This is a genomic window from Anaerosolibacter carboniphilus (genome assembly GCF_014205875.1).
GTDB lineage: Bacteria > Bacillota > Clostridia > Peptostreptococcales > Thermotaleaceae > Anaerosolibacter > Anaerosolibacter carboniphilus.
In genome coordinates this window covers 1-26,398 of sequence record NZ_JACHEN010000027.1, presented here as the reverse complement: position 1 = coordinate 26,398, position 26,398 = coordinate 1, and the positions used below count along the sequence as shown (strand labels likewise).

At 36.6% G+C, this 26,398-nt stretch carries 28 protein-coding genes and 2 riboswitches; of the genes, 23 read left to right on the top strand and 5 right to left on the bottom strand.

Annotation, left to right across the window (positions count from 1 at the left end; genetic code table 11):
• The first annotated feature begins 144 nt into the window (after positions 1-144).
• From HNQ80_RS18695 to HNQ80_RS18685, 3 genes are all read left to right on the top strand, one after another.
• Positions 145-1,422 (top strand): ArsB/NhaD family transporter, encoded by a 1,278-nt coding sequence (locus tag HNQ80_RS18695; RefSeq protein ID WP_184312205.1) that lies wholly within the window; start codon positions 145-147, stop codon positions 1,420-1,422.
• A 161-nt stretch (positions 1,423-1,583) separates the two neighbouring features.
• Complete coding sequence (locus HNQ80_RS18690; protein ID WP_184312204.1) at positions 1,584-2,387, top strand: GTP pyrophosphokinase; 804 nt, start codon at positions 1,584-1,586, stop codon at positions 2,385-2,387.
• A gap of 30 nt (positions 2,388-2,417) precedes the next feature.
• On the top strand, positions 2,418-3,017 hold the full coding sequence (locus HNQ80_RS18685; RefSeq protein ID WP_184312203.1) for a kinetochore Spc7 family protein: 600 nt from the start codon (positions 2,418-2,420) through the stop codon (positions 3,015-3,017).
• Positions 3,018-3,078: 61 nt separating this feature from the next.
• On the opposite strand, the gene HNQ80_RS18680 is transcribed toward HNQ80_RS18685, so the two are convergent.
• Positions 3,079-3,657, bottom strand: a complete 579-nt coding sequence (locus tag HNQ80_RS18680) for a flavin reductase family protein (RefSeq protein ID WP_184312202.1) — start codon at positions 3,655-3,657, stop codon at positions 3,079-3,081.
• Positions 3,658-3,843: 186 nt separating this feature from the next.
• Between HNQ80_RS18680 and HNQ80_RS18675 the strand changes: the two genes are divergently transcribed.
• The 6 genes from HNQ80_RS18675 to HNQ80_RS18650 all read left to right on the top strand — a co-directional run bounded on the left by HNQ80_RS18675 (position 3,844) and on the right by HNQ80_RS18650 (position 10,793).
• Positions 3,844-4,539, top strand: a complete 696-nt coding sequence (locus HNQ80_RS18675; RefSeq protein WP_184312201.1) for a metallophosphoesterase — start codon at positions 3,844-3,846, stop codon at positions 4,537-4,539.
• A 171-nt stretch (positions 4,540-4,710) separates the two neighbouring features.
• A complete protein-coding gene (locus HNQ80_RS18670; protein ID WP_184312200.1) occupies positions 4,711-5,151 on the top strand; it encodes a hypothetical protein in 441 nt (146 codons plus the stop codon).
• Positions 5,152-5,225: 74 nt separating this feature from the next.
• A complete protein-coding gene (locus HNQ80_RS18665; protein WP_243183399.1) occupies positions 5,226-6,380 on the top strand; it encodes an N-acetylmuramoyl-L-alanine amidase in 1,155 nt (384 codons plus the stop codon).
• 268 nt (positions 6,381-6,648) lie between these two features.
• Positions 6,649-6,727: riboswitch (ZMP/ZTP riboswitch) on the top strand.
• Between the two features lie 282 nt (positions 6,728-7,009).
• Complete coding sequence (gene pflB, locus HNQ80_RS18660; RefSeq protein ID WP_184312199.1) at positions 7,010-9,238, top strand: formate C-acetyltransferase; 2,229 nt, start codon at positions 7,010-7,012, stop codon at positions 9,236-9,238.
• Positions 9,239-9,257: 19 nt separating this feature from the next.
• The gene (gene pflA, locus HNQ80_RS18655; RefSeq protein WP_184312198.1) at positions 9,258-9,989 is read left to right on the top strand and encodes a pyruvate formate-lyase-activating protein; all 732 of its coding nucleotides are present in this window, start codon (positions 9,258-9,260) and stop codon (positions 9,987-9,989) included.
• A gap of 249 nt (positions 9,990-10,238) precedes the next feature.
• Positions 10,239-10,793, top strand: coding sequence for a hypothetical protein (locus tag HNQ80_RS18650; RefSeq protein ID WP_184312197.1), 555 nt, complete (start codon positions 10,239-10,241; stop codon positions 10,791-10,793).
• Between the two features lie 28 nt (positions 10,794-10,821).
• On the opposite strand, the gene HNQ80_RS18645 is transcribed toward HNQ80_RS18650, so the two are convergent.
• Positions 10,822-11,592: an SDR family oxidoreductase gene (locus tag HNQ80_RS18645; RefSeq protein ID WP_207727092.1), complete on the bottom strand. Its 771-nt coding sequence runs from the start codon at positions 11,590-11,592 to the stop codon at positions 10,822-10,824.
• 137 nt (positions 11,593-11,729) lie between these two features.
• Here HNQ80_RS18645 and HNQ80_RS18640 point away from each other — a divergent pair, with 137 nt between their 5' ends.
• The 3 genes from HNQ80_RS18640 to uraA all read left to right on the top strand — a co-directional run bounded on the left by HNQ80_RS18640 (position 11,730) and on the right by uraA (position 14,043).
• Positions 11,730-12,059, top strand: a complete 330-nt coding sequence (locus HNQ80_RS18640) for a DUF1904 domain-containing protein (RefSeq protein ID WP_184312195.1) — start codon at positions 11,730-11,732, stop codon at positions 12,057-12,059.
• A 79-nt stretch (positions 12,060-12,138) separates the two neighbouring features.
• Complete coding sequence (locus HNQ80_RS18635) at positions 12,139-12,690, top strand: DUF6648 family protein (RefSeq protein ID WP_243183398.1); 552 nt, start codon at positions 12,139-12,141, stop codon at positions 12,688-12,690.
• A gap of 99 nt (positions 12,691-12,789) precedes the next feature.
• Entirely contained in the window at positions 12,790-14,043 is a 1,254-nt protein-coding gene (uraA, locus tag HNQ80_RS18630) for a uracil permease (protein WP_184312193.1), read from the top strand.
• A gap of 47 nt (positions 14,044-14,090) precedes the next feature.
• On the opposite strand, the gene HNQ80_RS18625 is transcribed toward uraA, so the two are convergent.
• Complete coding sequence (locus tag HNQ80_RS18625; RefSeq protein ID WP_184312192.1) at positions 14,091-14,285, bottom strand: PHD finger domain-containing protein; 195 nt, start codon at positions 14,283-14,285, stop codon at positions 14,091-14,093.
• A 189-nt stretch (positions 14,286-14,474) separates the two neighbouring features.
• Between HNQ80_RS18625 and HNQ80_RS18620 the strand changes: the two genes are divergently transcribed.
• The 3 genes from HNQ80_RS18620 to HNQ80_RS18610 all read left to right on the top strand — a co-directional run bounded on the left by HNQ80_RS18620 (position 14,475) and on the right by HNQ80_RS18610 (position 15,841).
• Positions 14,475-15,185, top strand: a complete 711-nt coding sequence (locus tag HNQ80_RS18620) for a PrsW family intramembrane metalloprotease (protein WP_184312191.1) — start codon at positions 14,475-14,477, stop codon at positions 15,183-15,185.
• Between the two features lie 179 nt (positions 15,186-15,364).
• On the top strand, positions 15,365-15,571 hold the full coding sequence (locus HNQ80_RS18615; RefSeq protein WP_243183396.1) for a spore coat associated protein CotJA: 207 nt from the start codon (positions 15,365-15,367) through the stop codon (positions 15,569-15,571).
• 12 nt (positions 15,572-15,583) lie between these two features.
• Positions 15,584-15,841: a spore coat protein CotJB gene (locus tag HNQ80_RS18610; protein WP_184312190.1), complete on the top strand. Its 258-nt coding sequence runs from the start codon at positions 15,584-15,586 to the stop codon at positions 15,839-15,841.
• A gap of 138 nt (positions 15,842-15,979) precedes the next feature.
• Here the strand turns inward: HNQ80_RS18610 and HNQ80_RS18600 are convergent, their stop codons facing one another.
• Positions 15,980-17,425: a recombinase family protein gene (locus HNQ80_RS18600; protein WP_184312188.1), complete on the bottom strand. Its 1,446-nt coding sequence runs from the start codon at positions 17,423-17,425 to the stop codon at positions 15,980-15,982.
• Positions 17,426-17,908: 483 nt separating this feature from the next.
• Positions 17,909-17,995, top strand: a riboswitch (cyclic di-GMP riboswitch).
• Positions 17,996-18,137: 142 nt separating this feature from the next.
• Between HNQ80_RS18600 and HNQ80_RS18595 the strand changes: the two genes are divergently transcribed.
• The 4 genes from HNQ80_RS18595 (at position 18,138) to HNQ80_RS18580 (ending at position 20,910) form a co-directional block, all read left to right on the top strand.
• Positions 18,138-19,103 carry an HD-GYP domain-containing protein gene (locus HNQ80_RS18595; RefSeq protein WP_184312187.1) on the top strand — a complete coding sequence of 322 codons (966 nt, stop codon included), beginning with the start codon at positions 18,138-18,140 and terminating at the stop codon, positions 19,101-19,103.
• A gap of 265 nt (positions 19,104-19,368) precedes the next feature.
• Complete coding sequence (locus HNQ80_RS18590; protein WP_184312186.1) at positions 19,369-19,680, top strand: ArsR/SmtB family transcription factor; 312 nt, start codon at positions 19,369-19,371, stop codon at positions 19,678-19,680.
• Between the two features lie 48 nt (positions 19,681-19,728).
• Positions 19,729-20,220, top strand: coding sequence for an SRPBCC family protein (locus HNQ80_RS18585; protein WP_184312185.1), 492 nt, complete (start codon positions 19,729-19,731; stop codon positions 20,218-20,220).
• 324 nt (positions 20,221-20,544) lie between these two features.
• Positions 20,545-20,910 (top strand): DUF3221 domain-containing protein, encoded by a 366-nt coding sequence (locus HNQ80_RS18580; RefSeq protein WP_184312184.1) that lies wholly within the window; start codon positions 20,545-20,547, stop codon positions 20,908-20,910.
• Positions 20,911-21,108: 198 nt separating this feature from the next.
• On the opposite strand, the gene HNQ80_RS18575 is transcribed toward HNQ80_RS18580, so the two are convergent.
• Positions 21,109-21,573 (bottom strand): HD domain-containing protein, encoded by a 465-nt coding sequence (locus HNQ80_RS18575; protein WP_184312183.1) that lies wholly within the window; start codon positions 21,571-21,573, stop codon positions 21,109-21,111.
• 608 nt (positions 21,574-22,181) lie between these two features.
• On the opposite strand from HNQ80_RS18575, the gene HNQ80_RS18570 reads away from it, so the two are divergent.
• The 4 genes from HNQ80_RS18570 to HNQ80_RS18555 all read left to right on the top strand — a co-directional run.
• Positions 22,182-23,468, top strand: coding sequence for an SPFH domain-containing protein (locus tag HNQ80_RS18570; RefSeq protein ID WP_184312182.1), 1,287 nt, complete (start codon positions 22,182-22,184; stop codon positions 23,466-23,468).
• Positions 23,469-23,496: 28 nt separating this feature from the next.
• Complete coding sequence (locus tag HNQ80_RS18565; RefSeq protein ID WP_184312181.1) at positions 23,497-24,207, top strand: hypothetical protein; 711 nt, start codon at positions 23,497-23,499, stop codon at positions 24,205-24,207.
• Positions 24,208-24,247: 40 nt separating this feature from the next.
• Positions 24,248-24,934, top strand: a complete 687-nt coding sequence (locus HNQ80_RS18560) for a hypothetical protein (protein WP_184312180.1) — start codon at positions 24,248-24,250, stop codon at positions 24,932-24,934.
• A 560-nt stretch (positions 24,935-25,494) separates the two neighbouring features.
• The coding region (locus tag HNQ80_RS18555) for a DNRLRE domain-containing protein (protein ID WP_184312179.1) at positions 25,495-26,398 on the top strand (904 nt) is incomplete at its 3' end.

The window sequence follows — 26,398 nt, the reverse complement described above, 5'->3', positions numbered from 1 at the left end:
AGAAAAGCAAAGCATGTTTTTCTAAGGGTCGCGTACATACTTTCAATAAAATAAGCTCAAAATAATATCATTAGTGGTCTCAAAACAAAGCAGTTTATCTTTCTGCTTATTAAGGAAACTATCAAAAGAAAGAGAGGAATTTGAATGATTGCTATTATTTCTCTATTAGCATTAGTTATCGCCATCTATATTGGTTTTAAAAGAGGGATCAATACTGGATTGGTAAGTATAACAGGTGCGTATATTCTGGGTTTTTTTGTCCTAGAGATGAATGAAAAACTGGGGAAAGAAATACCTTTGTCAGATCCAACGGGCAAGTTTACAACCTTGGTTTCAGGATGGCCAAACTCTCTATTTTTTATCTTATTAGGTGTTACCCTATTGTTTGGTATTGCGAAAGTAAATGGAACATTGGTACTTATTGCTAGAAAAAGTGCTAGACTTGCTGGTGGAAACAAAAAATTGATTCCAATTATCTTTTTTATTTTGGCAACAGTTATTGCGGCCATAGGACCTGGTAATATTGCTGTATGTGCCTTGCTGCTCCCCATCGCCATGAGTGTCGCCCATGAGGAAAAAATCGGAGCGTTGTTAATGGCCGGTATGGTTATTGCTGGATCTAATGCTGGTGGTTTGTCACCCCTTGCACCTACAGGGATTATTGGTGTAACCCTATCAGAAAAAATAGGTCTTGCCAACGTGGGGATGAGGATTTTTTATAATATGGTTATTGCCCAAGTAATTATTGCTGCAGTAATATACATTGTCCTTGGGGGCTTAAAGCTTTCATCGCGTTCCGAAGGGACAAAAAGCGCTGTAGAAGCCTTCGATGGAAGACAAAAAGCAACGATTTTCGTTATCCTATTGGTTGTAGTGGCAGTCATCGTATTTAAAGCACATCTAGGACTCGTAGGATTTGCAGGAGCAACGATACTGCTACTTATAAGGGCGGCGGATGAAAAAGAAGCAATTCTTAGTGTACCTTGGTCAACGTTGTTATTGGTATGTGGGGTTGGGGTACTTGTAAATGTTGTCAGCTTAGCGGGTGGAATTACAACATTAACAGATGCTTTGTCTAGCTTTATGAATGCTAGAACTGCAGCACCTATTATGACAATCATCGGAGGCCTGATGTCTGCTGTATCTTCGGCATCTGGAGTTGTAATGCCGACCTTGATTCCGACTGTACCTGGATTGATTGAAAAACTAGGTGCCCAAGTGACACCTACTGCTTTGGTTTCCGCCATCATTTTAGGAGCCCATGTGGTGACAAACTCACCATTATCTACCCTAGGAGCTCTTGCAATGGCATCGGCTGGAGACGAAGTGGACAGGGGAAAACTATTTAGAGAATTACTGGTGCTTGGATTTGGTGGAATTCTGTTTGGTGCATTGATCGTTTTCCTTGGTATTGTAAGATAAAAATTAATCTGATATAGCATTATAAAAAAAGTGATCAAAATCTACAGATCACTTTTTTGTATGAAAGAAAATAATACCTTCATTCTTGTTACAATTTTATTATCAAATGCCAGAAAAAATGGTAAAATAATAACTGTAAATTGTGCATGGAGGGGATGATAGTGCAAGATCTTCAATGGAATAAATTTTTAATTCCTTATGAGCAAGCGGTTGAGGAATTAAAGGTAAAGCTAAAAGGAATTCGTAATGAGCTAAGGGCAACCAGTGAATATTCCCCCATTGAATTTGTTACTGGGAGAGTGAAAAAGGTATCTAGCATTTTAGAAAAGGCAAAGCGATACGGTTTTTCCCCAGATGAGATTGAAGAAAAAGTCGAAGACATTGCCGGGATTAGGATCATGTGTCAGTTCTTAGATGATATCTATAAAGTAAGGGAGCTCATTCGGCAAAGAGATGGAAAAGATTTATATATCGTATATGAGAAGGATTATATAAAGAATAAAAAGGATAGTGGATATCAGAGCTACCATGTGATTATTAAGTATCCAGTGCAGTCAGCCTTTGGTGAAAAAGAGATTTTGGCAGAAATTCAAATCAGAACACTAGCCATGAATTTCTGGGCTACGATTGAGCATTCTTTGAATTATAAATATAAGGAAAACATACCAGAAAATATTAAAGAACGATTGAAAATTGCTGCTGAGGCCGCCCAAAGACTTGATATGGAAATGTGGCAAATCAGGGATGAAATTATCAATGCACAGACCTTATTCGAAACCAAATCCAATACAGTAAGCAGTATTGTAAATAATATTCAGATGTTAAGTCTTATGGGAAAGAAATCGGATGCTAAGGATTTTCAGGAAAAATTTGAAGCTTTATGGGAAAAAGGCAGCCCTGAGGAGCTCCATGAGCTAGCAGATCGTATAAGATATAGAATCGCCAGGTATCAAGTGTTTGAGTGATACAACAAACTTCAGCAGGGAGGAAGATATGTGAAATACATAAGAAAAGTAGTGGCATTGATTCTACTTTCTGTGACACTGACGGGATGCAATAGTGCTGAACTTGATAAATTACGGGATCAAGTAGCGATGTTTCAACAGGAAAAGGAGCAATTTAAAAAGGAAGTTACTGCTTTGAAAGATGATATACAGAAGAAAGATCAGAGGATTCAAGAGTTAACAGCTATTATTACAGATTATGAAACCCAGTATGATGTATCCATTGAAGAGGTTCAGTTCATTTCAGAAGATATGTATAAAGAAGGAGATAAAGTTGGACATATCTATGGTAGATTTAATGTGGCTGTGACGGTAAAAAATAATACAGACCGTGAAATGAATAATGTAAAGATTACCGCTAAGCTAGAATCTAGCTTTAACAACTACCCTAAAGCTGCTCCCAAGACGACAGCGTCTAAAATGGATGTAATTAAACAAATGGGCTCTGGTGAAACAAAAGAAGTGTTTTTTTCTGACTTAACCGTGGACCACCCAGAGGTAGTCCAAGAACTATTTATTAATGTGGTAGACCAAGGTGAAGCAAAGAAAATAAAGGTACCTGTGGCGTTCCCACCAGGAAGTCAGGATTAGAAATAGAGATGTGCCTAGGCACGTCTCTATTCATTTTGTATAAGAATTTATATTTTGGTTGCTATCTTTTTCTTTTTTTCTTCTTTGCGACGGAGAAGCCAAAGCCTCCCAGTGATTTTTTTAGTCCGTAATATTGCCCATGAGAATAGCAAATAGGGTTGGCCCAATCCAAATGGAACTTGTTCTTATCATCCATATACTGATCGTCTACATTTACAGCCACAACCTTGGCAAGAAACATATGATGGGTGCCGAGTTCTAGTACCTTGGTTACTTTGCATTCGATATTAATAGGACTTTCTTTGATTAATGGCGCACTTACCTTGCTAGCCTTTTCTGGAGTAAGCCGCATTTCTTTAAACTTGTTGATATCTCTGCCCGATTTTACGCCACAAAAATCCGTAGCTTTTACCAAATCCTCTGTAGCTAGATTGATGACAAACTCCTTTGTTCGGTTGATCGCTTCATAGGAATGGCGTTCAGGTCGAATAGATATGTAGGTCATGGCAGGGTCAGAGCATACAGTGCCTGTCCATGCAACGGTAATAATATTATAATTTTCTTCAGCATCTCCGCAAGTTACTAAAACTGCCGGCACAGGATAAACCATCGTGCCGGGTTTCCACGTTATCTTTGCCATAAAATCACTCCCAAGCTTTATTTCTGTTCTATATTATTTTATCTTAAAGTTGGAAAAAATAAATGTTTAATTTTCAGTATTCCATTATTTCTTCCTATGGTAAGATAAGTATACAAAGTTTCTATGCAATAATGGAAAGCAAGAAGATACATAATAAGACTAAAGAAAGAAAAAGTTGGTGAACATATGGCGTTATATGCAATTGGTGATTTGCATTTAAGTGGTGGAGTCGATAAGCCCATGGATATCTTTGGGGAACAATGGCTACGTCATCACGAAAAAATAAAGGAAAACTGGCAGCGTTTGATTACTGATGAAGATACCGTATTAATCCCTGGAGATGTTTCCTGGGCAATGAATATGGAGCAGGCAAGAGTTGATTTAGAGTGGATTCACGAGCTCAAAGGGAAAAAGATTCTCCTACGAGGAAACCATGATTATTGGTGGAGCTCTGTAACAAAGCTAAATCTTCTTTTCGAAGATATGTCTTTTTTGCAAAATAATTTTTACGAATATAAAGAGTATGCTATTTGCGGTACGCGAGGTTGGATTTGTCCAAATGAAAATAAGTTTGAAGCCCAAGATGAAAAAGTTTATCAGCGAGAGCTTCAAAGACTGAAGCTTTCTTTGGATGGAGCGAGAAAAAAGGGCTTTAGTAGGATCATTGTCATGACCCACTATCCCCCAACCAATGATAAATTGGAGTCTTCTGGTTTCACACAGATTTATGAGGATTACGGAGTGGATAAGGTGATTTATGGGCACCTTCATGGCAGTGAATCCCATGAGTATGCACTTCAAGGAATGATAAATGGAATCGAATATATATTAAGCTCCTGTGACTATATTGCTTTTTCACCCATAAGGATTCTGAATGAATGAAGGGATGCCAAACTGTATCAAAAATAGGAAAAGATACCTATAAAATAATGCAAATTTACTCAAGCCTCTATGCGGATAGTATTGTATAATGGATTAAAGGAAATAATTGCAAAGCAAGGGGCCTAAACATTTGTATACAATGGGAAGGTAAGTATATATGGGGGTGAGAAGATGACAAGAAAAAATTATAGTAATATCGTTGTGAGAACTTGTAAAAAATGCAAAAAAGCCATTGATGAGAGATCACTCCATGATTATTGCCCAGACTGCTTTCGTATTATCGATGAGGTTTTTGAAAAGATCAGAGCGTACCTGAAGGAATATCCAGGTGCCACTGCCTTTGAGATTGAGTTAGAAACAGGGATTCCTTACCATGTGGTCAATAATTTTGTACGTGATGGTCGACTGATTGAAATTGAGAATAATCTTATCAATATTGAATGCAAAAGATGTGGTTGCTTGCTGCTTTCCGCCAATCATAAATACTGCCCAAGATGTAGGGATGAAATACAGAGAGAGATGGAACATGCAAAGGAGCAACTACAAGCACCAATGCCCATAAAGGAAAAGGCGAAAATGCATTTTCAGGTAGCTCGTAGAGATAAATCATGATTTTTATCAAAAAATTATTAAATTAAATATCATTTTGAATAACTCCGCATATTTAATTATGAGGGGGTGTAAAAATGAGAAAGTTTCAAAGTTATACGGTAGAAAGTTATCTGACGTACTTAAGGAGTATAAAAATTACCCGAGAAATCAAGGATATTCACTTGCATCATACGTGGAAACCAACAAAAAAGAGCTATCAGTTGGCTAGCAACAAGGAGCAGGTTATCTATGGCATGTGGCGGTACCATACGGAAACATTAGGATGGCAGGATATTGGTCAGCATGTTACAGTGTCTCCAGACGGGCTGATTTGGGATGGCAGAGATGTGAATCAAATGCCAGCCAGCATTACAGGTCATAACCAAAAAGCTTTTGCTATTGAAATGATTGGGAATTTTGATAAGGGACAGGAAACCTTTGAAGGTGTGCAATATGAAGCAATGGTTAAGTTGGTTAGAGGATTATTTACTATTTTTAAAACAAAAAATCTTATTTTTCATCGAGAACATTCCTCGAAAACATGTCCGGGTTCTTCCTTAGACAAAGTCTTGCTGTTAAACAGAATCCAGAACAAGATAGAAATATTGGGCAAGGCTGTGGCAACCCACGGTCAAATGAAGCAGTACTTACTTTCCATCAATGCCTCTCCTAAGATCAATTGCTCTGTAGATGCTTTGATTAACTATTACTTAGAAGAGGGAAACATAGAAGGCGTAAGGGGAGATATTGCCTTTGCCCAGGCGCTGAAGGAAACAGGTTTCTTTCGATACGGCGGTATTGTGACTCCTGAACAAAATAATTATGCTGGTTTAGGAGCGCTAAATGGAAACAAGAAAGGTGAGGGTGCCAGTTTCCCAACCCCAAGGATTGGTGTCAGGGCCCATATACAACATCTGAAGGGGTATGCCACAAAAGTGGCATTGAAGCAACCTGTGGTTGATCCAAGATATGTTGTTTTGCAAAATGCAGGATTATTGGGTACGGCACCAACTGTTACAGATCTAAATGGAAAATGGGCAGTCCCTGGAACCGGTTATGGAGAAAGCATTTTAAAAATTCTTGAAAAAATATTAAGTATGCCTGCTACAGGAAATGATAATATCATAGGAAACACAGCTTTATTAGAAGAAGCAAAACGCTTAAAGGATAAAATTAGTACCCTGGAGCTTGAATTAGATAAATATAAGGGACTCCTTAACGATATTTTGAATCAAATTAAGGAAATGTAGAACTGTTGATGAAAATCAGCAGTTTTTTTATAGTATAAGAAAGTATACTTTCTTATACTATAAAAAAAGCAGGGGTGCTCAGGCTGCTTTGCAGCCGTCGAAGGGGAACTAGGTTCCCCTAGCGAAGCACATGTAGTGTGCCTTTTTTATTTATAAAAAGAGAACTGTAAGCTTATCGTACAATCAATTATCAAAATAGGAAGGACATTACAATGATAGATGTATTTTTCTCTTGATTGAAAAGAAAGATTATTCTATAATAAATATAATGAAATCACACGACTGGCGGAAGTGGAATAAACCACGGGGAGTGTGATAGAGAAAAGCCGACCGCCTGGGCATAGAGCCCAGGCGGTCTTTTTGTTTGGAGAAAAAGAAAAGTGGATAGTTTAAAAGATTTCGAAAATGTAGGAAGGTATTGCAATTGGATAAAAGTTATTGTATGATAATAAAAAACACAGTATATTGTATACATTGAGAAATAATTTCAATTACTGTGATTCATATCACAGTATCGGACAGTTTTTTATCATAGAATAAAGATAACCAGCAAAGGAAGGCTAGAAAAGTACTTAAACGCATTATAAGAAAGTTACTGAAAGAAATATCAAATACAAGGAGTGATCGCAGTGAAAGGTTGGAATGGGTTTAAGCAAGGAAATTGGAAAGAAGAAATTAATGTAAGAGATTTTATTTTAAAGAACTATAGGCCTTATGATGGAGACGACAGCTTTTTGGTTGAACCTACAGAAAAAACGAAAAAGCTTTGGAATAAAGTATTGGAATTATTCAAGCAAGAAAGAACTAAAAATGGGACATTAGATGTCGATACAGATGTAATTGCAAACATAGTATCCCATGGCCCAGGATATATTGAGAAGGAATTAGAGACGATTGTCGGTTTCCAGACCGATGCTCCCCTAAAAAGAGCAGTACAGCCTTATGGTGGCATTAAGATGGTAAAGGATGCTTGCGACGCCTATGGCTACAAATTGAATCCTCAAATCAATGAATTGTTTACAAAATATAGAAAAACGCATAACCAAGGTGTTTTTGATGTATACACTCCTGAAATGAAATTGGCTAGAAAAACGGGTGTGATCACAGGGCTTCCAGATGCTTACGGCAGAGGGCGTATTATTGGTGACTACAGAAGAGTAGCACTATATGGTGTAAACATGCTCATCGAAGATAAAAAGGCACAACTGGATTCGTTAGAAGTAGATTTCATGTCTGAGGATGTTATTCGATTAAGGGAAGAAATCCAAGAACAAATCAAAGCACTAAAAGAGTTAAAGGAGATGGCGGCAACCTACGGATTTGATATTTCTGAACCAGCGGTGGATACGAAGGAAGCTATCCAATGGTTATATTTCGCTTATTTAGCAGCGGTTAAGGAACAAAATGGTGCGGCTATGAGTATTGGACGTGTGTCTACCTTCTTAGACATATATATGGAAAGAGATTTGAAAAATGGAGTATATACAGAGTCTGAAATACAAGAGATGATGGACCATTTTGTCATGAAACTAAGAATGGTAAGATTCTTAAGAACACCTGATTACAATGAATTATTCAGTGGTGATCCAACTTGGGTGACTGAGTGCATTGGTGGTGTAGCTGTCGATGGAAGAAGCCTTGTAACGAAAAGCTCTTATAGAATGCTGCATACATTATACAATTTAGGTGCTGCACCAGAGCCAAATTTAACGGTTCTTTGGTCTGTAAATCTACCGGAGAACTTCAAAAAGTATTGTGCCAAGGTATCTATTGACACATCCTCTATTCAGTATGAGAATGATGATCTGATGAGACCATACTGGGGTGATGATTATGGCATCGCATGCTGCGTATCCGCCATGAGAATTGGTAAACAGATGCAGTTCTTTGGTGCAAGGGCAAACCTGGCGAAAGCATTGCTCTATGCCATCAATGGAGGTGTAGATGAGAAGCTTAAAGAACAAGTTGCACCAAAATTTGAACCAATTACTTCAGAATATTTGAATTATGATGAAGTAATGAATAAATTCGACACATTGATGGATTGGCTGGCAAAGCTTTATGTAAATACGCTGAACGTCATTCACTATATGCATGACAAATATGCTTATGAGAGAATCGAGATGGCACTTCATGATCGAGATGTATTAAGAACGATGGCTTGCGGTATAGCAGGATTATCTTTAGTAGCCGATTCTCTATCAGCCATTAAACATGCAAAGGTAAAAGTGGTGAGAAATGAAGATGGATTGGCTGTAGACTATATCGTAGAAGGCGAGTACCCTGCTTATGGCAACGATGATCCAAGCGCTGATGAAATTGCCAAGGATATTGTAAAAAGGTTCATGAACAAATTAAGAAAATGCGGCACATACAGAAACGCTGTACCTACGATGAGTGTATTGACCATTACTTCTAATGTTGTTTATGGGAAGAAGACTGGAAATACGCCAGATGGTAGGAAAGCAGGGGAGCCATTTGCACCAGGAGCAAACCCAATGCACAAGAGAGATAAAAAAGGTGCTATTGCATCTATGAACTCTGTGGCAAAGCTGCCATACGAGCATAGCCAAGACGGTATTTCTTACACCTTCTCCATCATACCGGCAGCCCTTGGTAAAACAAAGGATGCACAAGTTGCCAACATGGCAGGACTGCTAGATGGCTATTTCTCACAATCTGGACACCATATCAATGTAAATGTATTTGATAAAGAGACGCTGTTAGATGCCATGGAGCATCCAGAGAAGTATCCGCAGCTTACCGTTCGGGTTTCTGGATATGCTGTAAACTTCATAAAATTAACAAGAGAACAACAAATAGATGTAATCAATCGTACTTTCCATGAAATGATGTAACATTGTTGGGGTGATAGATATGGCAGTACAAGGAAAAGTTCATTCTGTTGAGACCTGCGGGACTGTGGATGGACCTGGCATAAGATATATATTATTCCTAGCTGGTTGTCCTCTCCGATGCAAGTATTGCCATAATTGTGACACTTGGAATGGCGGCGTTGGAGAAAGCATGACCGTAGATGCGATCATGGAGGATGTGAGAAGATATAAGCCATACTTTCGCTTCTCAAAGGGTGGAATCACAGTATCTGGTGGAGAGCCTACCATGCAGCATGATTTTCTAACAGCTCTATTGAGAAGCTGTAAGGAGGAGGAAATTCACACTTGCCTGGATACGTCAGGTTATTGTGATGAAACGAAGGCTGAACAATTCCTTCCTTTCACAGATATGGTTCTTTTAGATATAAAACATATCGATGATGAGAAGCATCGACGACTCACTGGGGTTAGCAATGAGAAAATATTAAAATTTGCTAAAATCCTAGAAGAAAAGAACATTCCTGTATGGATTCGACACGTAGTTGTTCCAGGCTATACCGATGATGATCAGGATATAGAAAAACTATGTCAGTTCATTCAAGGACTAAAAAATGTAGAAAAGGTTGAATTATTGCCCTATCATGCCATGGGAGTTCACAAATGGGAAAGCCTTGGATTGAATTACGAACTTCAAGATGTTCAATCTCCCACACCGGAACTCATGGAAAAGATAAAGAATATATTTAGTAAATATAATATTCATGTGAGCTAGTTTCTGCCCAAAAGGGCATTATATAGGAAATACGTACCATACTCCCTTTTCTCAAAGACTGCCTCTGGCTATATGCTGGAGGCAGTCTTTCTCTCTTTATATATCTTGACTATTTCTTAGGAAATATTATTTATATTTCTTCTATTACGCAATAAAGAAAAGAATAATTATAATACACTCATTTAAACATGAAATGGAACCCCTTTTATTGTATAATCAAGAAGTAAATAAAAGGCTGGAGGAGATCGAATGGACTATAAGGAAATTTATAAAAAAGCCTATGCATATATGAATGAAAAAGTGATTGAAGAGGATTGTGGTCTTCTTTGTAACAGCCATTGCTGTAGAAATTTTACCGAGGATGGAGAGGAGATCGGTATTTATTTAATGCCCCACGAATATGAAAGTGTCTATAAGGATACACCTCTAGAAAGAAGATTTCGTTTTGAAAAGCATACCAGCAAGCATTATTATATACCCCCTAAGGTGAAATATTTATATTACTTCCATTGTGATAAAAATGATGGTTGTATCCGGGACTTAAGGCCAATACAATGCAGAACCTATCCTTTTGAACCTCATTTGGAGGGAAATAAATTATCTCTGGTAGTGGAGAGGGAACAGATTCACCAATGTCCTTTGTTAAACAAAATGGATGAATTAAGAAAAGAGTTTGTAGAAGGCATATACCACGGTTGGAAGTTGATGATGGAAATCCCTGGGGTGAAGGATTTGATCCAATATGACAGCGATATAAGAAAGCGAAATCAAAATATCAGTTATATTGTGAGTAATTTTGAATAAGGTCTTGGGTAAAAAGACCCCAAGAACATTATTCTTCATAAATCATTTTTACCGTCATTCCACCATCGATGGTCAAATTGGTTCCTGTGATGAAGGAAGCATCTTCAGAGCATAAGAAGAGACATGCCTTTGCAATATCTTCAGGTCTGCCCACTCTTCCTGCAGGATGCTGCTTGTGGTCTTGATCAGACAATAGCGCCTGTTGGCGGGTTCCTTCTTTTCCATAAGCGCTCACATCGATCCAACCGGGACTAATGGCATTAACACGAATGCCATACTTTCCTAGACTGATAGCTAAGGAATGGGTAAGTGACAAAAGACCACCTTTAGATGCAGAGTAAGGCTCTGTATTTGGTTCAGACATTAGAGCGCGTGTAGATGCGATATTGATAATGGATGCTTCAATATTTTTCATGTAAGGCAAGCCATACTTGACAGCCATATAGGGCCCTGTAAGATTAACAGCCAGGGTATGATGCCATTCATCCATGGTACGAGTTTCGATATCCTTGCTAAAAGGCACAGCAGCGTTATTGACTAAGATATCAATGTGACCATATTTTTGACCGACGGTATCCATAAGTTGAACCACTGATGTTTCACAAGCTACATCGGTGGCAATGGATATGCATTTCCCTCCCTGCTGAAGAATATATGTTTCATTTTCCCTGGCGGCGTCCTGATCAATATCTGCAATCACCACCAAAGCACCTTCCTGGGCAAAAAATCTGGAGATAGCCATGCCGATTCCTTGAGCACCTCCGGTAATAATGACAACCTTTCCTTGAAATCTAGACAAAGTCAAAACCTCCTTATATATGTTCAATCTATCCATTGATAGTTCATAAAAGCATTCGTTTATGCATGTAAGTATATCATATTTTCCTTTGCTTTTGATAGTTTTAAGGATACAATAATAAAAAGGAGGTGGATTACATGCCCCAGATTAAGATGAGAGGCGTTGACTTGGAAAAAGTTTGTAATGCTAGTAAGGAACTAGTGGATGTCCTAGAAAAGATTGTTGGATGTCCGCGGGAATATTTTACCATTGAATGGATGCCTTCCACTTTTATTTGTGATGGAAGTATTGTGCCGGGCGATCCTTTTATAGAAGTTGCTTGGTTTGATAGAGGTCAAGACGTTCAAGACAAAGTGGCCAGAGAGATTACTCGGATCGTGCATGAAATGGGATATAGCAGTGTAGAAGTGTTTTTTCATGTGTTGCAAGAAAAATCTTATTATGAAAATGGAGAACGCTTTGCATAGTTGTAACGGATAATACATAATATAAAGAACTTCACCGCAAGCTATAAGCATAGACTAGATGAAATCGGGTGTGTTTACATTGAACTATCGTATTCAAGAAAATGTGTTTGACAAGTTCTTTAAACATCGGGAGTCTCTGTTCCGACAGTTCAAAAAAGGGGATATTACAAAAAGAGAGTTTATTGAAGAACATTATGCTTTCATACAAAGCCTAAACCTCAAACCGTATCAGAGAATTGATTCCTTTGAAAAAGGAATCTACAACTATCAGTACTATAATATGTTGGCAAAATACAACTACATGCGATCCAAGGATGCAAAGCTCATTCAAAAACATCCCAATATTGCTAAAAAAATGCTGGAAGAGGCCAATTATTTCTATCAACAAAAAGATAAGTCCACGCTAAAGCTTCTAGAATATTTAGATTTTTATAAGGTAGAGGCGTATTATATCAAAGTGAAATCAGAGAATTTAAAGGACAAGCTCTTTGAGATCGTTTTAAAGGACTATGAAAATGTAGTATTTCATTCAAAAAACCCCTGGCTGATGGAACGCTTAAAGGAAGAGGGCGTTTGGCTGGAAGGAAAGAGAAAATCAATTATTGAAAACTATATCAACGAGAGATATTGACTATGAGAGTCCATTGGCTAGCCCCAATGGACTCTCATAATTATAAGCCATTAGGGTCAAAATAAGATGAGGATGATAACGGAAAATAGGAGGGCATATATGAAAAGAAGAAAGATTGATGTAGAAGAAAAACTACCTTTTTGGGAAGCCTTGCCACTAAGTATACAGCATTTATTTGCTATGTTTGGCGCTTCCGTACTAGTACCTGCCATTTTTAAAATCAACCCAGCTATTGTATTATTATTCAATGGTATTGGAACTTTACTGTTTATTTTTATCACAAAGAAGAAGGTTCCTGCGTTTCTGGGCTCAAGCTTTGCGTTTATTTCTCCTGCTCTGGTCATCATGGGGAAATATGGATATAATACAGTGTTAGGCGGTTTCATTGTTTCAGGAGTTGTTTTCTCAGTGGTTGCCATTATCATCGGAACCATGGGTACAAAATGGATGGATGTGGTCTTTCCACCTGCAGCCATGGGCGCCATCGTTGCGATCATTGGCCTTGAACTGGCACCTGTTGCTGCAGAAATGGCCGGATTTACAGGGGAAACGATAGATACCAAGGTAATTACTGTATCTATTATCACATTTTTGATCGTAACGATAGGATCAGTGACCTTTAGAGGTTTTTTATCTGCAATCCCTATTCTTATTGGAATTATTTCAGGATATGTACTTTCAATTTTTATGGGAATTGTAGATTTTAGTGCAGTAGCCAAAGCCGATTGGCTTCAAATGCCTGAATTTTATCGGCCGATTTTTCAATGGGATGCTATTTTGATTATTCTGCCTGCAACCCTCGTCGTTATATCGGAACATATTGGTCACTTGATTGTGACAAGCAATATTGTAGGTCATGATTTAAAAAAGGATCCAGGGTTGCACCGCACGATGCTGGGGGATGGAATTTCAACCACATTATCAGGATTTTTTGGGTCTGTGCCCACTACCACCTATGGGGAGAATATTGGGGTAATGGCGATTACTGGTGTTTATAGCGTTTGGGTGATTGGCGGAGCTGCTATTTTCTCAATTTTATTATCCTTTATTGGAAAACTGACGGCAGCTATTCAGACCATTCCTACGCCAGTTATGGGAGGCGTATCATTACTATTGTTTGGAGTTATCGCTTCTTCGGGTATTCGCATGTTAGTGGAAGAAAAGGTGGATTATAGTAATTCTAAAAATTTAGTTTTAACCTCAGCAGTACTGGTGATCGGTCTAAGCGGGATCCATGTGAATATTGGTAATCTGGAATTAAAGGGCATGGCCCTTGCAACGATTGTTTCCATTCTGCTAAGCATTATATTTGAAGGATTTGAAAAGCTTCATGTGATCAGAATTGAGGAATAAAAATAAAAATGGTGAGAAGTAAATCTCACCATTTGACATAGAGATGATTAAACTGTAATATCTAGGCTAGTGAGGTCATCATTGATACAATCACTGCAAAACATTACCTTTTTTGATTGCCCATTTTTCTTATTTTTTTCTTTGTCTCCATGAACTTGTTTGTCCTCATGAATTAACTCACTAATATAGCCATTTACATCAGTATTATTTACGTAGCTAGCGTAGATTCTTCTTTCGTCCATCTGCAAAACCTCCTTACCTATATAGATTTATTATCCGTATTTTTTCAGAAATTACACGGGAAAGTAAAGGATTTTTTATCATAGATGGGGAAATAAAGAGAAAGCAAAATGATTGTAAATAATAACCTATTTTAATATTTCTTTCACATACAAATACTATGACTAGTTGAGAAAAGAGAGGATGATCATGTGATTACAAGGTTATTTATTATCGCAATTTCTCCAGGACTTGCATTGGCTTTGGCAGCATATTTGACGGACCGATATGATCGTGAGCCCCTACATCTATTGATGAAGGTATTTTTCTTAGGTGCTTTATCAGTAATTCCCACTGCTATTGTCGAACGTTTTTTATTATCTTTTAACATTTTTGGAGGTGTACTGTCTGCTGCCTATACTGCATTTATTGTGGCAGGTTTTACAGAAGAATTCTTTAAGAGAAGTGTGGTATTGAGAACCGCCTATTACCATAGGGCTTTCGATGAGAAGCTGGATGGGATCATATATGCAGTATACGCTGCTCTTGGATTTGCAACAATTGAAAACATCATGTATGTAGTATTTCGATTTGCAGCCAATCCTTATGTGGGTTTATACCGGGGAATTTTGTCTGTACCTGCCCATATGCTATTTGGCGTAACCATGGGATATTATCTATCTTTATCAAGATTCGCCAAAGATGAATCATCAAGAAAGCATTTTCTTCGCAGAGCATTATCTATTCCAGTGATACTGCATGGAATCTTTGACTTTATTCTGATGGCTAAGATTCCTGTTCTAATGGCGTTATTCTTTCCATTTGTTCTATATCTGTGGATTATCAATCTACGGAAGCTCAATGAATACAAAAAAGAATCTAGGGAGATTTATACAAGAGCCATGGAAGGACCAACAGATTGACATGAGTTCCCGTAAGAAATAAAAGAATGCTAAAATGAAAGCTGTCTGAAGTGATCAGGCAGCTTCTGTTATTGTTGAGGGGTAACTCCTGCAAAATTTCTACGAATAAGTTTCTAAATTTCTTTTTTTGAATATGATGGTATTGCAAGATAGAAATAATATAAAAGGGGGAAGCGCACTTGAAATATCTAGATCAAACCTATGAACATCATCCTGTTCCAGCTGAAATAGAACAGTTGAGATATATGCTTGCCAGGGCTTATGTACCTTACCAAATGTATATGCTTAAGTATCCATTGCCCATGGCATTACAAGTAGGTACCCTATTCCCAGAGCTGGTAAAACCTTGGCCACCATACTATTATGATGAAGATTATAAAGGATAGGGGGGGAATTTCATGAATAAAGAGAGAGCAGAGATGTTAAAAAGAATGCAGGAACTTGAATTTGCTTGTGTAGACCTAAACTTATATTTAGATACCCATCCAATGGATCAAAAAGCCCTTATGGATTACAACACATATACCCATCGGTTAATGATGTTAAAAACTCAATATGAGAGCTTATATGGTCCTTTGAAGAATTTCGGGTGTTCTCAAAGCCAATACCCATGGAAATGGGTTGAAGGACCTTGGCCTTGGGAAATTCAATACTAGAGGGGGAATAATTGCATATGTGGATCTATGAAAAAAAATTGGAATATCCCGTTAAAATTTCATGTAAAGACCCAAAAACTGCCCAATATATCATGACTCAATTAGGTGGTCCCTATTGCAACAGGATATGATATGTTTTTATAGGCAATACTCGATTTCTAAATCATCATTGGACTTATTATAAACTATCTCTGAAATAATAGTTCTGATAGACTTTTGTTTCTCGATCATGGGAACATCTTCTGAAATCAAGACGTTATAAACCAAATTAACCTTCGCTTTGTGCTCATCAACGTTCCTTTCATTTTGACTACTCACTAGCTCATCTATTCTTGCCTTTATTTGAAACTCTTCATTTTGTAAAAGCTCCTTAGTGGCTTTATATTCTTCAATAGTATCTACTGCAGATAGGAAGGCTTGTTTTGCCCTTTCAAGTTTGGTACTTATCTTATCCAATTGCTTTTTAAGAGACTCAATTTCGAGATCAGCGTTTCTATTGGTCCTAATGTTATAGTTTTTCATTTCTACGCTTTCCATAAATTCAAGCAAACCGTTCAGGATGGCATGTTCAATTTTTTTAACTGTGATACTATGGGATATGTCACACCTTCCGCCAGCGTATCCACGACACTGGAAGGTAGGCGCTTTTGTTGTAGTATAAACTAACGTGGAATCGCAATTACTGCATCTAACTAAACCCGATAGCCAGTGCTTGCATTCGTCTAAAGGTCTTTGTTTAGGTTTTTGAAATCTTGCCCTGGATAGTATCTTTTCTTGCACAGATTCAAACGTATCAAGGCTGATAATCGGCTCATGATCTGCATCGATAACTAGCGTGTTTTCATTGTCAAAATCTCTTTTCATACTGCCAGTGGGTGTCCAGCGTAGCTTTCCAATATACACAGGATTTCTTAAAATATACTCGACACCCCTATTGTCAAAGGATTTACCTCTCTTTGTAGAAGCGCCCATTTCATTGATTTTCTTTGCAATCCTATAGAAGCTCTCGTTATGTTTCAAAAACTGATCAAACATGTATTGTACTATTTTGGCTTCGCTTTCTACTACCGAAAGTTTACCTTTTTCTATCACTTCATAACCGTAAGGAGCCCCTGTTTGTAATCCACCGCGCTTTGCTTTCTCAGTCATGCCTTTCTTAACCTCATCTGATAGGTTAAGGGAGTAATACTCTGCCATGGCTTCCAACATAGATTCTAGAATAATGGAAAACTTGTCGTCCTCAATCTGCTCTGTAATGCTTATTACTTTAATTCCACAATCTTTCCTAAGAAGAGATTTATATACAACGCTATCCTCTCTAGAACGAGAAAAACGGTCAAACTTATGAACCAAAATCATATCAAAAGGTTTTGGTTTCCTTTTGGCCAACTTGATCATTTCCATAAAAGCCGGTCTTTTTTCTGCTTTACGGCCTGAGATACCTTCATCAATAAAAATATATTCAGAAGGTACAAGGATTCTATTTTTCTTAGCGTATTCCAGTAACGCTTTTTTCTGGGCAACCGGGCTGTACTCTGTTTGTTCGTCTGTACTTACTCTGATATATAAGGCAGCGGTTTGCATAGCATCACCTTCTTTATTTAATCGTTAATACAATTATAGCGGTATAAAAAAAGAAAAGCTATGATATGCATAGCTTTTTTCTAGTGATTATAATAAATGCATATTTAACGACAGAGTGGAACCACTCCTTTGCCGCATTGTATTAGAGTATTTTTAAATTATGAGTTGACCAAGCATAGGACTTTTGAACTATGATGCTCGAATTTAATGATACGTATTGTTAGAATACAGAACTTTGAAAATGCAAAACCTTTAATCAAAATTATTTAAAAGCTGTTTCGGGGGACCCAAAATTAATAGTATTTACGTAATCTCTAATAAACAAAAAAGAGGACGATTTATATGTCCAAAATTTATATGCCCCAAAAATACTGTCAATTATAATGGACTTGATTCTAGTCATCTTTTATTTGGTTAATTTTTGCTTAAAAAGTGAATGGCGGAATATAAAAAATATATCGATATAGCACAAAGTTTATATATCATTGATAAAGGCAAACTTATTGAAAGATAAGGACGCAAAGCCATGGGTCTACGGAAAGATTTTTCTATGATTGCCAGGTTGCCAAAACTGTTAAACTTCCTTATTAGCTGCTTGCTATAGTGTTAACTGATTAGGCACCTATGATTTTCATAGGTGTTTTATTTTTATATTTAATAATCAAGTTTATAGGAGGTGGATATTACAGTTTTAATACTGTGATAAAGATTTATGAGATTAGCAAAGCTAAATAAACAATTAATAGGAGAGAAATTAAGCATAGCTATTAAGACTGTTGATGGTAAAAAATTAGTTAATGGCAGCACAGAGATATCTGAAAAACTGCTTGAAAGATTAAAAAATTATGGGATGAATGCTATTTATGTAGAGGATGAGAATTCAGATATTACATTACAAGAAACCATCAATGAAGACAAAAGAGCTGAAATTTTACTTAAGCTAAATATAATTTACGAAAAAATTGCTAAACAGAACTTTTTTGATGAGTTTGAACTTGGTAAGCTTATTCGGTTAAGTATCATACCAGAAATAAATAATGAACCAGTTAGCATTCCTATCGGTACGAGAGCATCAGGCTATGACATTGCACAACATTCTTTAAATGTTTGCTTACTGTGTATTGTTACTGGCATTAACTCTGGACTTGGTATGGATAAAATTGAATTGCTCGCAAAGGCAAGCTTATTGCATGATATCGGTAAAATCATGAAGAACAGTGGAACCAATGTAGGACATGAACAGTTAGGATATAATTTTTTAAAGACAAAAACGCATTCAGTTTTTGTATATAACCTAGTAAGATTCCATCATGAGACCATCGATGGACAAGGACCGCAGAAGTTAGCGATGCAAAATCAAAATGAGCTGATTAAAATACTAAGCTTATGCAACTTTTATGAGAACATGTTAAGCCAAAAAAGCTTGACGCCAAATACTTGCTTTGAAAGTATCCAGGCTTTAGTCAATATAAAATTCGATCAGCAGATATATGAAGCATTTAGAAAATCTATTTATGTATATCCTACCGGTTTACCAGTAAAATTGAATAACGGTGAAGACGGAATTGTTATTAGACAAAACAAGGAACTGCCGTCGAGACCTATCGTAAGAAGTTCAAAATCAGAATATAATCTTCTAGAGCACTTATCGTTATTTATAGAAAGTGTAGCGCTCTAGAACTTATCAGATATATGTGTTAAATGAAATGCTAAGAGAGATTTATCGGTTAAGGGGGAGTTTTGCAAGGTATGCGAAAACTTCTTTGATTTCACAGTGGTAATAGGTGGACTATATCCAAATTACCAAAACAAATAATGGACTATAAAGTCTCTGAAAAGTAAGATGGATTAAATTAACCATCTCTATTGAATATGACGAATCATACTTGCATGTGTTCATCATATTCCTTGACGGAAATATAACTGACTGGTAATATAATAATATGAATACAAATAATCTATTTGAAGTATTGGCGGAGCCAAATAGAAGAAAAATCCTTGACTGTTTGCGTATTAAAGAGCGCTCTGTTGGGGAACTTGTCGCTTTATTATCATTAAGCCAACCTGGTATCTCGAAGCATCTACGGATTCTTCGAGAATCAAATCTCGTTATTTTACGAAAAGATGGACAAAGCCATATGTATCGTTTGAACGCAAAACCTTTGCAGGAAGTTCATGATTGGTTTGAGCCTTATCGAAAATTTTGGTCGAATAAACTGGATGACCTAGCAAAGCATCTTGACGAAGATGACTAGTAGCTTGGCTTAGTAAAAGTAACTATCTTATTATTGGGGAGGTATGACATGTTAGCTGTTTTACAACAAGTCCAAGACGGGTATATTGCTCGTTTTGAACGTCACTTTAAACACTCAGTTGAGAAAGTATGGTCTTCATTGACGGAAAATGATAAGCTATCGAAGTGGTTTTCTGAGTTGCAGGTTGACGATCTTCGGGAAGGGGGAACTATTCGATTTGATATGGGAGATGGCACGTTTGAGGAACTTAAGATTATTGAACTTAAAGCATATTCCGTTTTGGAATATACATGGGGTAATGATCGTGTGCGATTTGAGCTATATCCAGAGTCCGATGGCTGTCGACTGATCTTAATTGAAAAGATTAGCAAATTTACAGATCATCTTTCAAAAGATCTTGCCGGATGGCATGTATGCTTGGATGTAATTAACGCATTGTTGAATGAGAAGACACTCGAATCCCGTGAAAGTCAATGGAAAACATGGTATGAGCAATATAAAAAGGTTATTGAAAACTTCCATGAAGATCAAACTAGATAATACATAACGCTGAATATTAAACCGCCAAGATAGGGCGGTTTTTTCTTTTAAAGTTTAAAGGTTCTGAGTGACGGCGCGTTAATTTATATAAGAGTGGATTTACACCAATAACTTGGACACACAAAGTGAAAAGAGCGTTATTGGTGTAGATTAAATACACATTTCGTGATAACAATGTCGGGACTTAAGTTCTCGGCTTATTCATTTTGGGTAAAAATTCTGTGTTAATCACCCATGGTTATAATTGACTTTTGCTTTTGAGCTAGATATAATTCATCTATATTTGAAACATTTTAAATAATTTAAAAATATGGGGGTTAAATTATGAAAAAACTGTTGTTTTTATTTCTAGCTGTATCTCTGGTTTTGGGAACTCTTGGATGTAGTAAGGCTACTAATGTTAGTGAGAAAAAGATTGGGATTAGAGGAGAAATAAAGAAAGTTGTCCTTGATAGCAATTACAAAGTAGAAAGCATATATGTCGAAGGTAAAAAGGAAGCAGATACTGAGTACGATAAGGCTAATATTAAAATTACTGAGGATACTATATTTTTGCAGCATGAAAGTATGGGACATTCATCAGAAGATATGATGGGTAAGGGAAGTATGGTCGAAGTCATCTTTACGGGAGAAGTACAAGAGTCTAATCCTGTTCAAGCTACTGCAGAATCAATTAAAGCAATAGACTAAGTATATATCGATATGGCAGGTTAAAGCCTGCCGTATTTTTTATGCCTTTACGCAGAGCAGACATTCTATTGTAATAGAAGCAAATTATACAAAAGGCAATTTAATAACAAATGAGTAGGTGTTTGCCTACTCATTATTTTTTCATAAACACATATTTAGCGACGAAATAGAATTTCTCCCCTGTCGCATTTCATAATTTCACTCAATACCAAATTCAAGTTTAAGTTTTTCGTACCTGCTTCTTTCATGATCTTTGATTTCAAACATAGGGTTATATAAGCAGTGCTGAAATACATCTGCATCTATTAAAACTTCATTAAAACTAGAGTGAACGCCTTCTTTTGCACTGTGGGTATAAATAGCGTCACAAATCATTTTAGTTTCATCATCATTTGTTATCCGCAATGATGTCAATATTTCCTTTGCCAAGATGGCACCTTTATGAGCATGGTCTTTTGTATCCATTTTAGCGTATGAATATATATCGTGAAGCATACCAGCCATTGTTGCAAGTTCAGTGTTTTCTCCTCGCTTTAGTGCAATTAATGTACAAAATTGAGCCACACCATATAAATGCACATAAGCACATCGGCGTTCTTCCACATCTATTATATTTAGAAGTATTTCATCGATATGTTTTCTTAAAATTTCAATTCTGTTCATAATTGTTTTCCCCCTCAAAAATAAATTATCCTTATTTTCTATGTTCTACAATAGCGCCTTAAAACCTTATAATTTATTACTTCTCTACTATCCACAAATACCCTTCATAGAAGTAGATATTCTCTTACCATTACGCAAGATACATTATATGCAATAGAAAAAGCATGGTTGATCCTGCCTTATTAAATGAAATGCATATTTAGCGACAAAACGGAACCATCCCCTTGTCGCATAATGTATTCACTTTCCTATAGTTGGGTTGGAGTATTCTGGAGACGACTTTTAGACATACCAAAGAGATTATTCAGAATTGACTCATCGTCATTAAAATATCTATTGAAGAGGTATATGTATTTATGTCGAATTTCGCGGTTGAAAATTTGCGGAAAAGTTTAAATTTGTAAAGGAAAAAACAGAAACTATGTTGAAAAGATTAAAGGAAAAAATGTAAAGATGAAATACATAATGCGATAAAAATTTGATAAAAAATCACATAGATTCAAACAAGGTTGAATAAAAAATAAATAGTAATATCAAATCACTATTTGTTCAAGTTATAAGCGTTTGTAAATTTAAAAAATAACGAATTTAAAAAAGAGGTGTTTATAATGGCAATAATTGAGGTTGTAAAATATAATGGTAATCCCGATGTATTCGCATGGAAATATCCGAGTGAAGAGCTTGGAACTTGGACACAGCTTATTGTCAATGAGTCACAGGAGGCTATTTTGTTTAAGGGCGGGCAAGCACTAGATTTATTTCCAGCTGGAAGACATACTTTGGAAACTGCAAATATTCCACTTTTAAATAACATAATCAATCTTCCTTTTGGCGGGCGTTCACCTTTTGCTGCGGAGGTTTGGTATATAAATAAAATTTTCTCTCTGGATGTAAAATGGGGGACACCTTCGCCAATTCAGCTCCAAGATCCTAAATACAACATATTTGTTACGCTTAGATCATTTGGACAATTTGGAATCCAGATTGAGGATTCAAGAAGATTTTTGATGAAATTAGTTGGTACGCTTCCTGTATTTGATAAAGATAATCTACTAAACTTTTTTAGAGGATTGTATCTCACAAAGGCAAAAGATACTATATCTTCTTATCTAGTACATAAAAAAATAAGTGTTCTGGAGATAAATGCATACCTTATTGAATTATCTGAGCATATAAAGGAAAATATGATCCCTATAATGTCAGAGTATGGAATAAAGCTCGTAAATTTCTATGTAAATGACATAAATATTCCTGAAGATGACTCTACTGTAAAAAAACTAAAAGAAGCTTTAGCAAAACGAGCTGAAATGGATATTATAGGATATAACTATGCTCAAGAACGATCCTTTGATACTTTAGAAGGAGCTGCGACTAACCCTGGCTCAAGCCAGACTGGACTAATGGGTGCTGGGATTGGTTTGGGAATGGGAGTCGGCATGGGAGGCATTATTGGCTCTCAATTTAGTGGAATAGCAGAAAACATAAATACTACAACTAAAACAAAAAATTGTCCAAAATGTAATGCCATTATAGAAATAGAAAAGAAGTTTTGTAGTGAATGTGGATATTATGCTGGAAATGCGAAAGATAAAAAAGAAATTACATGTAGTAATTGTAATTATAAATATGATGAAACTGTAAAATTCTGTCCAGAATGTGGCACCCCATATAACCCTTGTCCAGAATGTAAAGAAGATGTCAAGATGGGTGCCGATAATTGCCATAAATGTGGAAGCTTAATGCCAAAGCCATGTGCTAACTGTGGTACTTTATTAAAAGAAAAAATGAAATTTTGCCCAGAGTGTGGAATAAGTCTAATAAAAAGATGTTCAAATTGTAATGTTGAAATAAAAGGCACTCCCAAGTTTTGTCCAGAGTGTGGTAACAAAATATAGAAATTTCTTTGCAATAAGGAGGGGTTAGATGGAAACGAGTAAAAGATTAGTTGCAAATATTACAATATGCTTGATAATACTAGCTATTACATTAGTGTTTTTTTTCGTGGGATTCTCACAAAATGAGAGAACAATCTTTGATTATACAGGCTTGGTTTTTGTGTTGATTTCTGAGTTTGCTCTGTTTACAGGGTTGATTCTACTCTCGATAAATAATATCTATATGAAAACTGCTTTTGTTAGGGCAGGTATGATTACAACATTAAGTGGCTATTGGATACTAACTACACTAATTTTCTTGTGCTTTAAAAGAATATTCACTGATAATCTAGGTGCATTTATTACAACGCAGATTATAATAATGGGTATTGCAGCTATTATTTGTATAAGTTTATTTGTAGCATCATCAAATGTTCAAAGCTCTAGTAAAGAAAATGTGAATAGAAGAGATTGGTTGCAGAATGGAGAAAATATTATCTTTTCCCTTAAGAATGACATAAAGTTTCAGCCATATAGACAGTATCTTGACGAGTTATATGAAACATTGAGAAGTAGTGATAAAATTGCTACGGATATAGCTCTAGATAAAGAAATTAATAATGAAATAATTATATTATCCGACTATCTAAAGAACGAGGAAGTAAAGGAAATTACAATGGAGCAGTACGCTGATAAGATTATTTCAATGATTAAAGAGAGAAATATGCTAACACTGCAATCAAAACGAGGGGCATTTTAAAAATATCCCATTAAAATAAAAAAGAGGAGGAGAAAGAGAAATGGGAGGAAATAATCTCAATTATAATACTAAAAATGATGAATTGTTTAAAGATCCCCAAATATCCTGGTGGCTTTCGTGGCCAGTAATTATCATTGCAACAATAGTATTTTGGCCAGTTGGGATATTTTTAATTTGGAAGAGAACTACTATTGATAAAAAGGTTGCAATGATTTCAGGAAATATAATTAATATAATTGGTTGGATAAGCATTGCGATTGCAGGTCTTGGGCTCTTAGTCAGTCTGTCAGAAGGTATTGGCAGTGACGATGTGTACATGATTATATTTTTTATAGTTGCAGGTGGTGCATTGATTTTTCTTGGTAGAGAGGTAAAGAAAAGTGCAGAAAAATTTAAAAAATACATAGCGATTATTGTAAACAATGAAGAAACGTCTATTGATAATATCGCAGCAGCTATACCTACATCATATGAAGTTGCTAAAAAAGATCTGCAAAAAATGATTAATAGGGGATACTTCGCTGGTGCATATATTAATGAGACATCTAAAGAGATTATTTTACCTAAAGAGCAAAAAGCATATAATATAGATACAAGTGAAAAGGTTAATTTAAATTCTAGTTTAGAAATGATTGTTGTTACATGTAAGGGTTGTGGTGCAAACAATAAAATTGCAAAAGGAAATGTTGATAAATGTCAATATTGCGGATCGCCTATTAGCGGTTAAGAAAGCAAAAAAATAATTAGGACAGCTGAAATTTAGTAAGTGAATACTTATTTAAACAGATTTGAGGGGATCGGTATACTGTCTCTGATATAGTTATATAAATAATTTACGCACTCTTTGTTTGGCTTATAAACACTTCTAGTTCAACGGTATGGTGAACCGTGCCATAAGTAGTCCTTAATTTATCAACCATATATTTGGTAGTATTGTTTAAGGTTTTCATTTTGCAGTGCTGGTGATAAACAAAACTGAATTTTAAATAATAAAGGTCAACAGACAAAATCTGTTGACCTTTATTTTAGCTTTTCTAATTTAAAAGTGAATCTATTCTTCAGATTGGGGATCCTCCCATTCCAAACCTACAGAATTATTAACCGCCCCCTTGTTGTCACGACATTACATATTTAGTGAGCTTAATATCGAAGAAGGTATAGCCGTTAAAGGTCAATTAGAACCATTCCCCTTATTTTTACTGCTGTCCTTTTGTATTAAATTATATTTAAAATTATGTAACCATAGCAGCTTATCCACATAGTATGAAATGGAAAGGAGAGGATGCTATGCCAACACTACTCTTAACCCCTATAGACGCAACGATTGTATCACAATTGCAGCCAAATCAGAACTTTGGTCCACAAGAGAATCTTTTTGTGGGACGATCAAATACGCCAAATGATGTATTTAGAAGTCTTTTAAATTTTGACATCAGCGCAATTCCACCAGGATCTATTATTACAGATGCTACATTAAGGCTGTTATTTTTTCAAAAGATAGCTCCAGGTATACAACCATTGACGGCACAAGGATTACTAACTAGTTTTTCACAAAATACGGTGACTTGGAATACACAGCCAGCCTCAGGCGGATACGTATATGAAACAAACTTAGCAGACAATCTTGTAGGTAATTACATCTATTTGGATTTGACAGGACTTGTAGAAAATTGGTATACAGGAGAATTTCCTAATAATGGAATTCTGCTTACTACCTTTGAAAATCAAACCAGCTTGATGGGATTTAGAGGATATGACGATGGCATTGTTCCTAATTGGCCTACCCTTATAATAGAATATATAAGTGCTACAGGGGTTACAGGTCCAACAGGAGCAACAGGCCCTGCAGGAGCGACAGGTCCAGCAGGAGCAACAGGAGCGACAGGTCCAGCAGGAGCAACAGGAGCGGCAGGCCCCGCAGGAGCAACAGGAGTGGCAGGCCCCGCAGGAGCAACAGGAGCGACAGGCCCCGCAGGAGCAACAGGAGCGACAGGTCCAGCAGGAGCAACAGGAGTGACAGGTCCAGCAGGAGCAACAGGAGTGACAGGTCCAGCAGGAGCAACAGGAGCGACAGGTCCAGCAGGTCCAACAGGAGCGACAGGTCCAGCAGGAGCAACAGGAGCGACAGGTCCAGCAGGTCCAACAGGAGAGATAGGTCCAGCAGGAGCAACAGGAGCGACAGGTCCAGCAG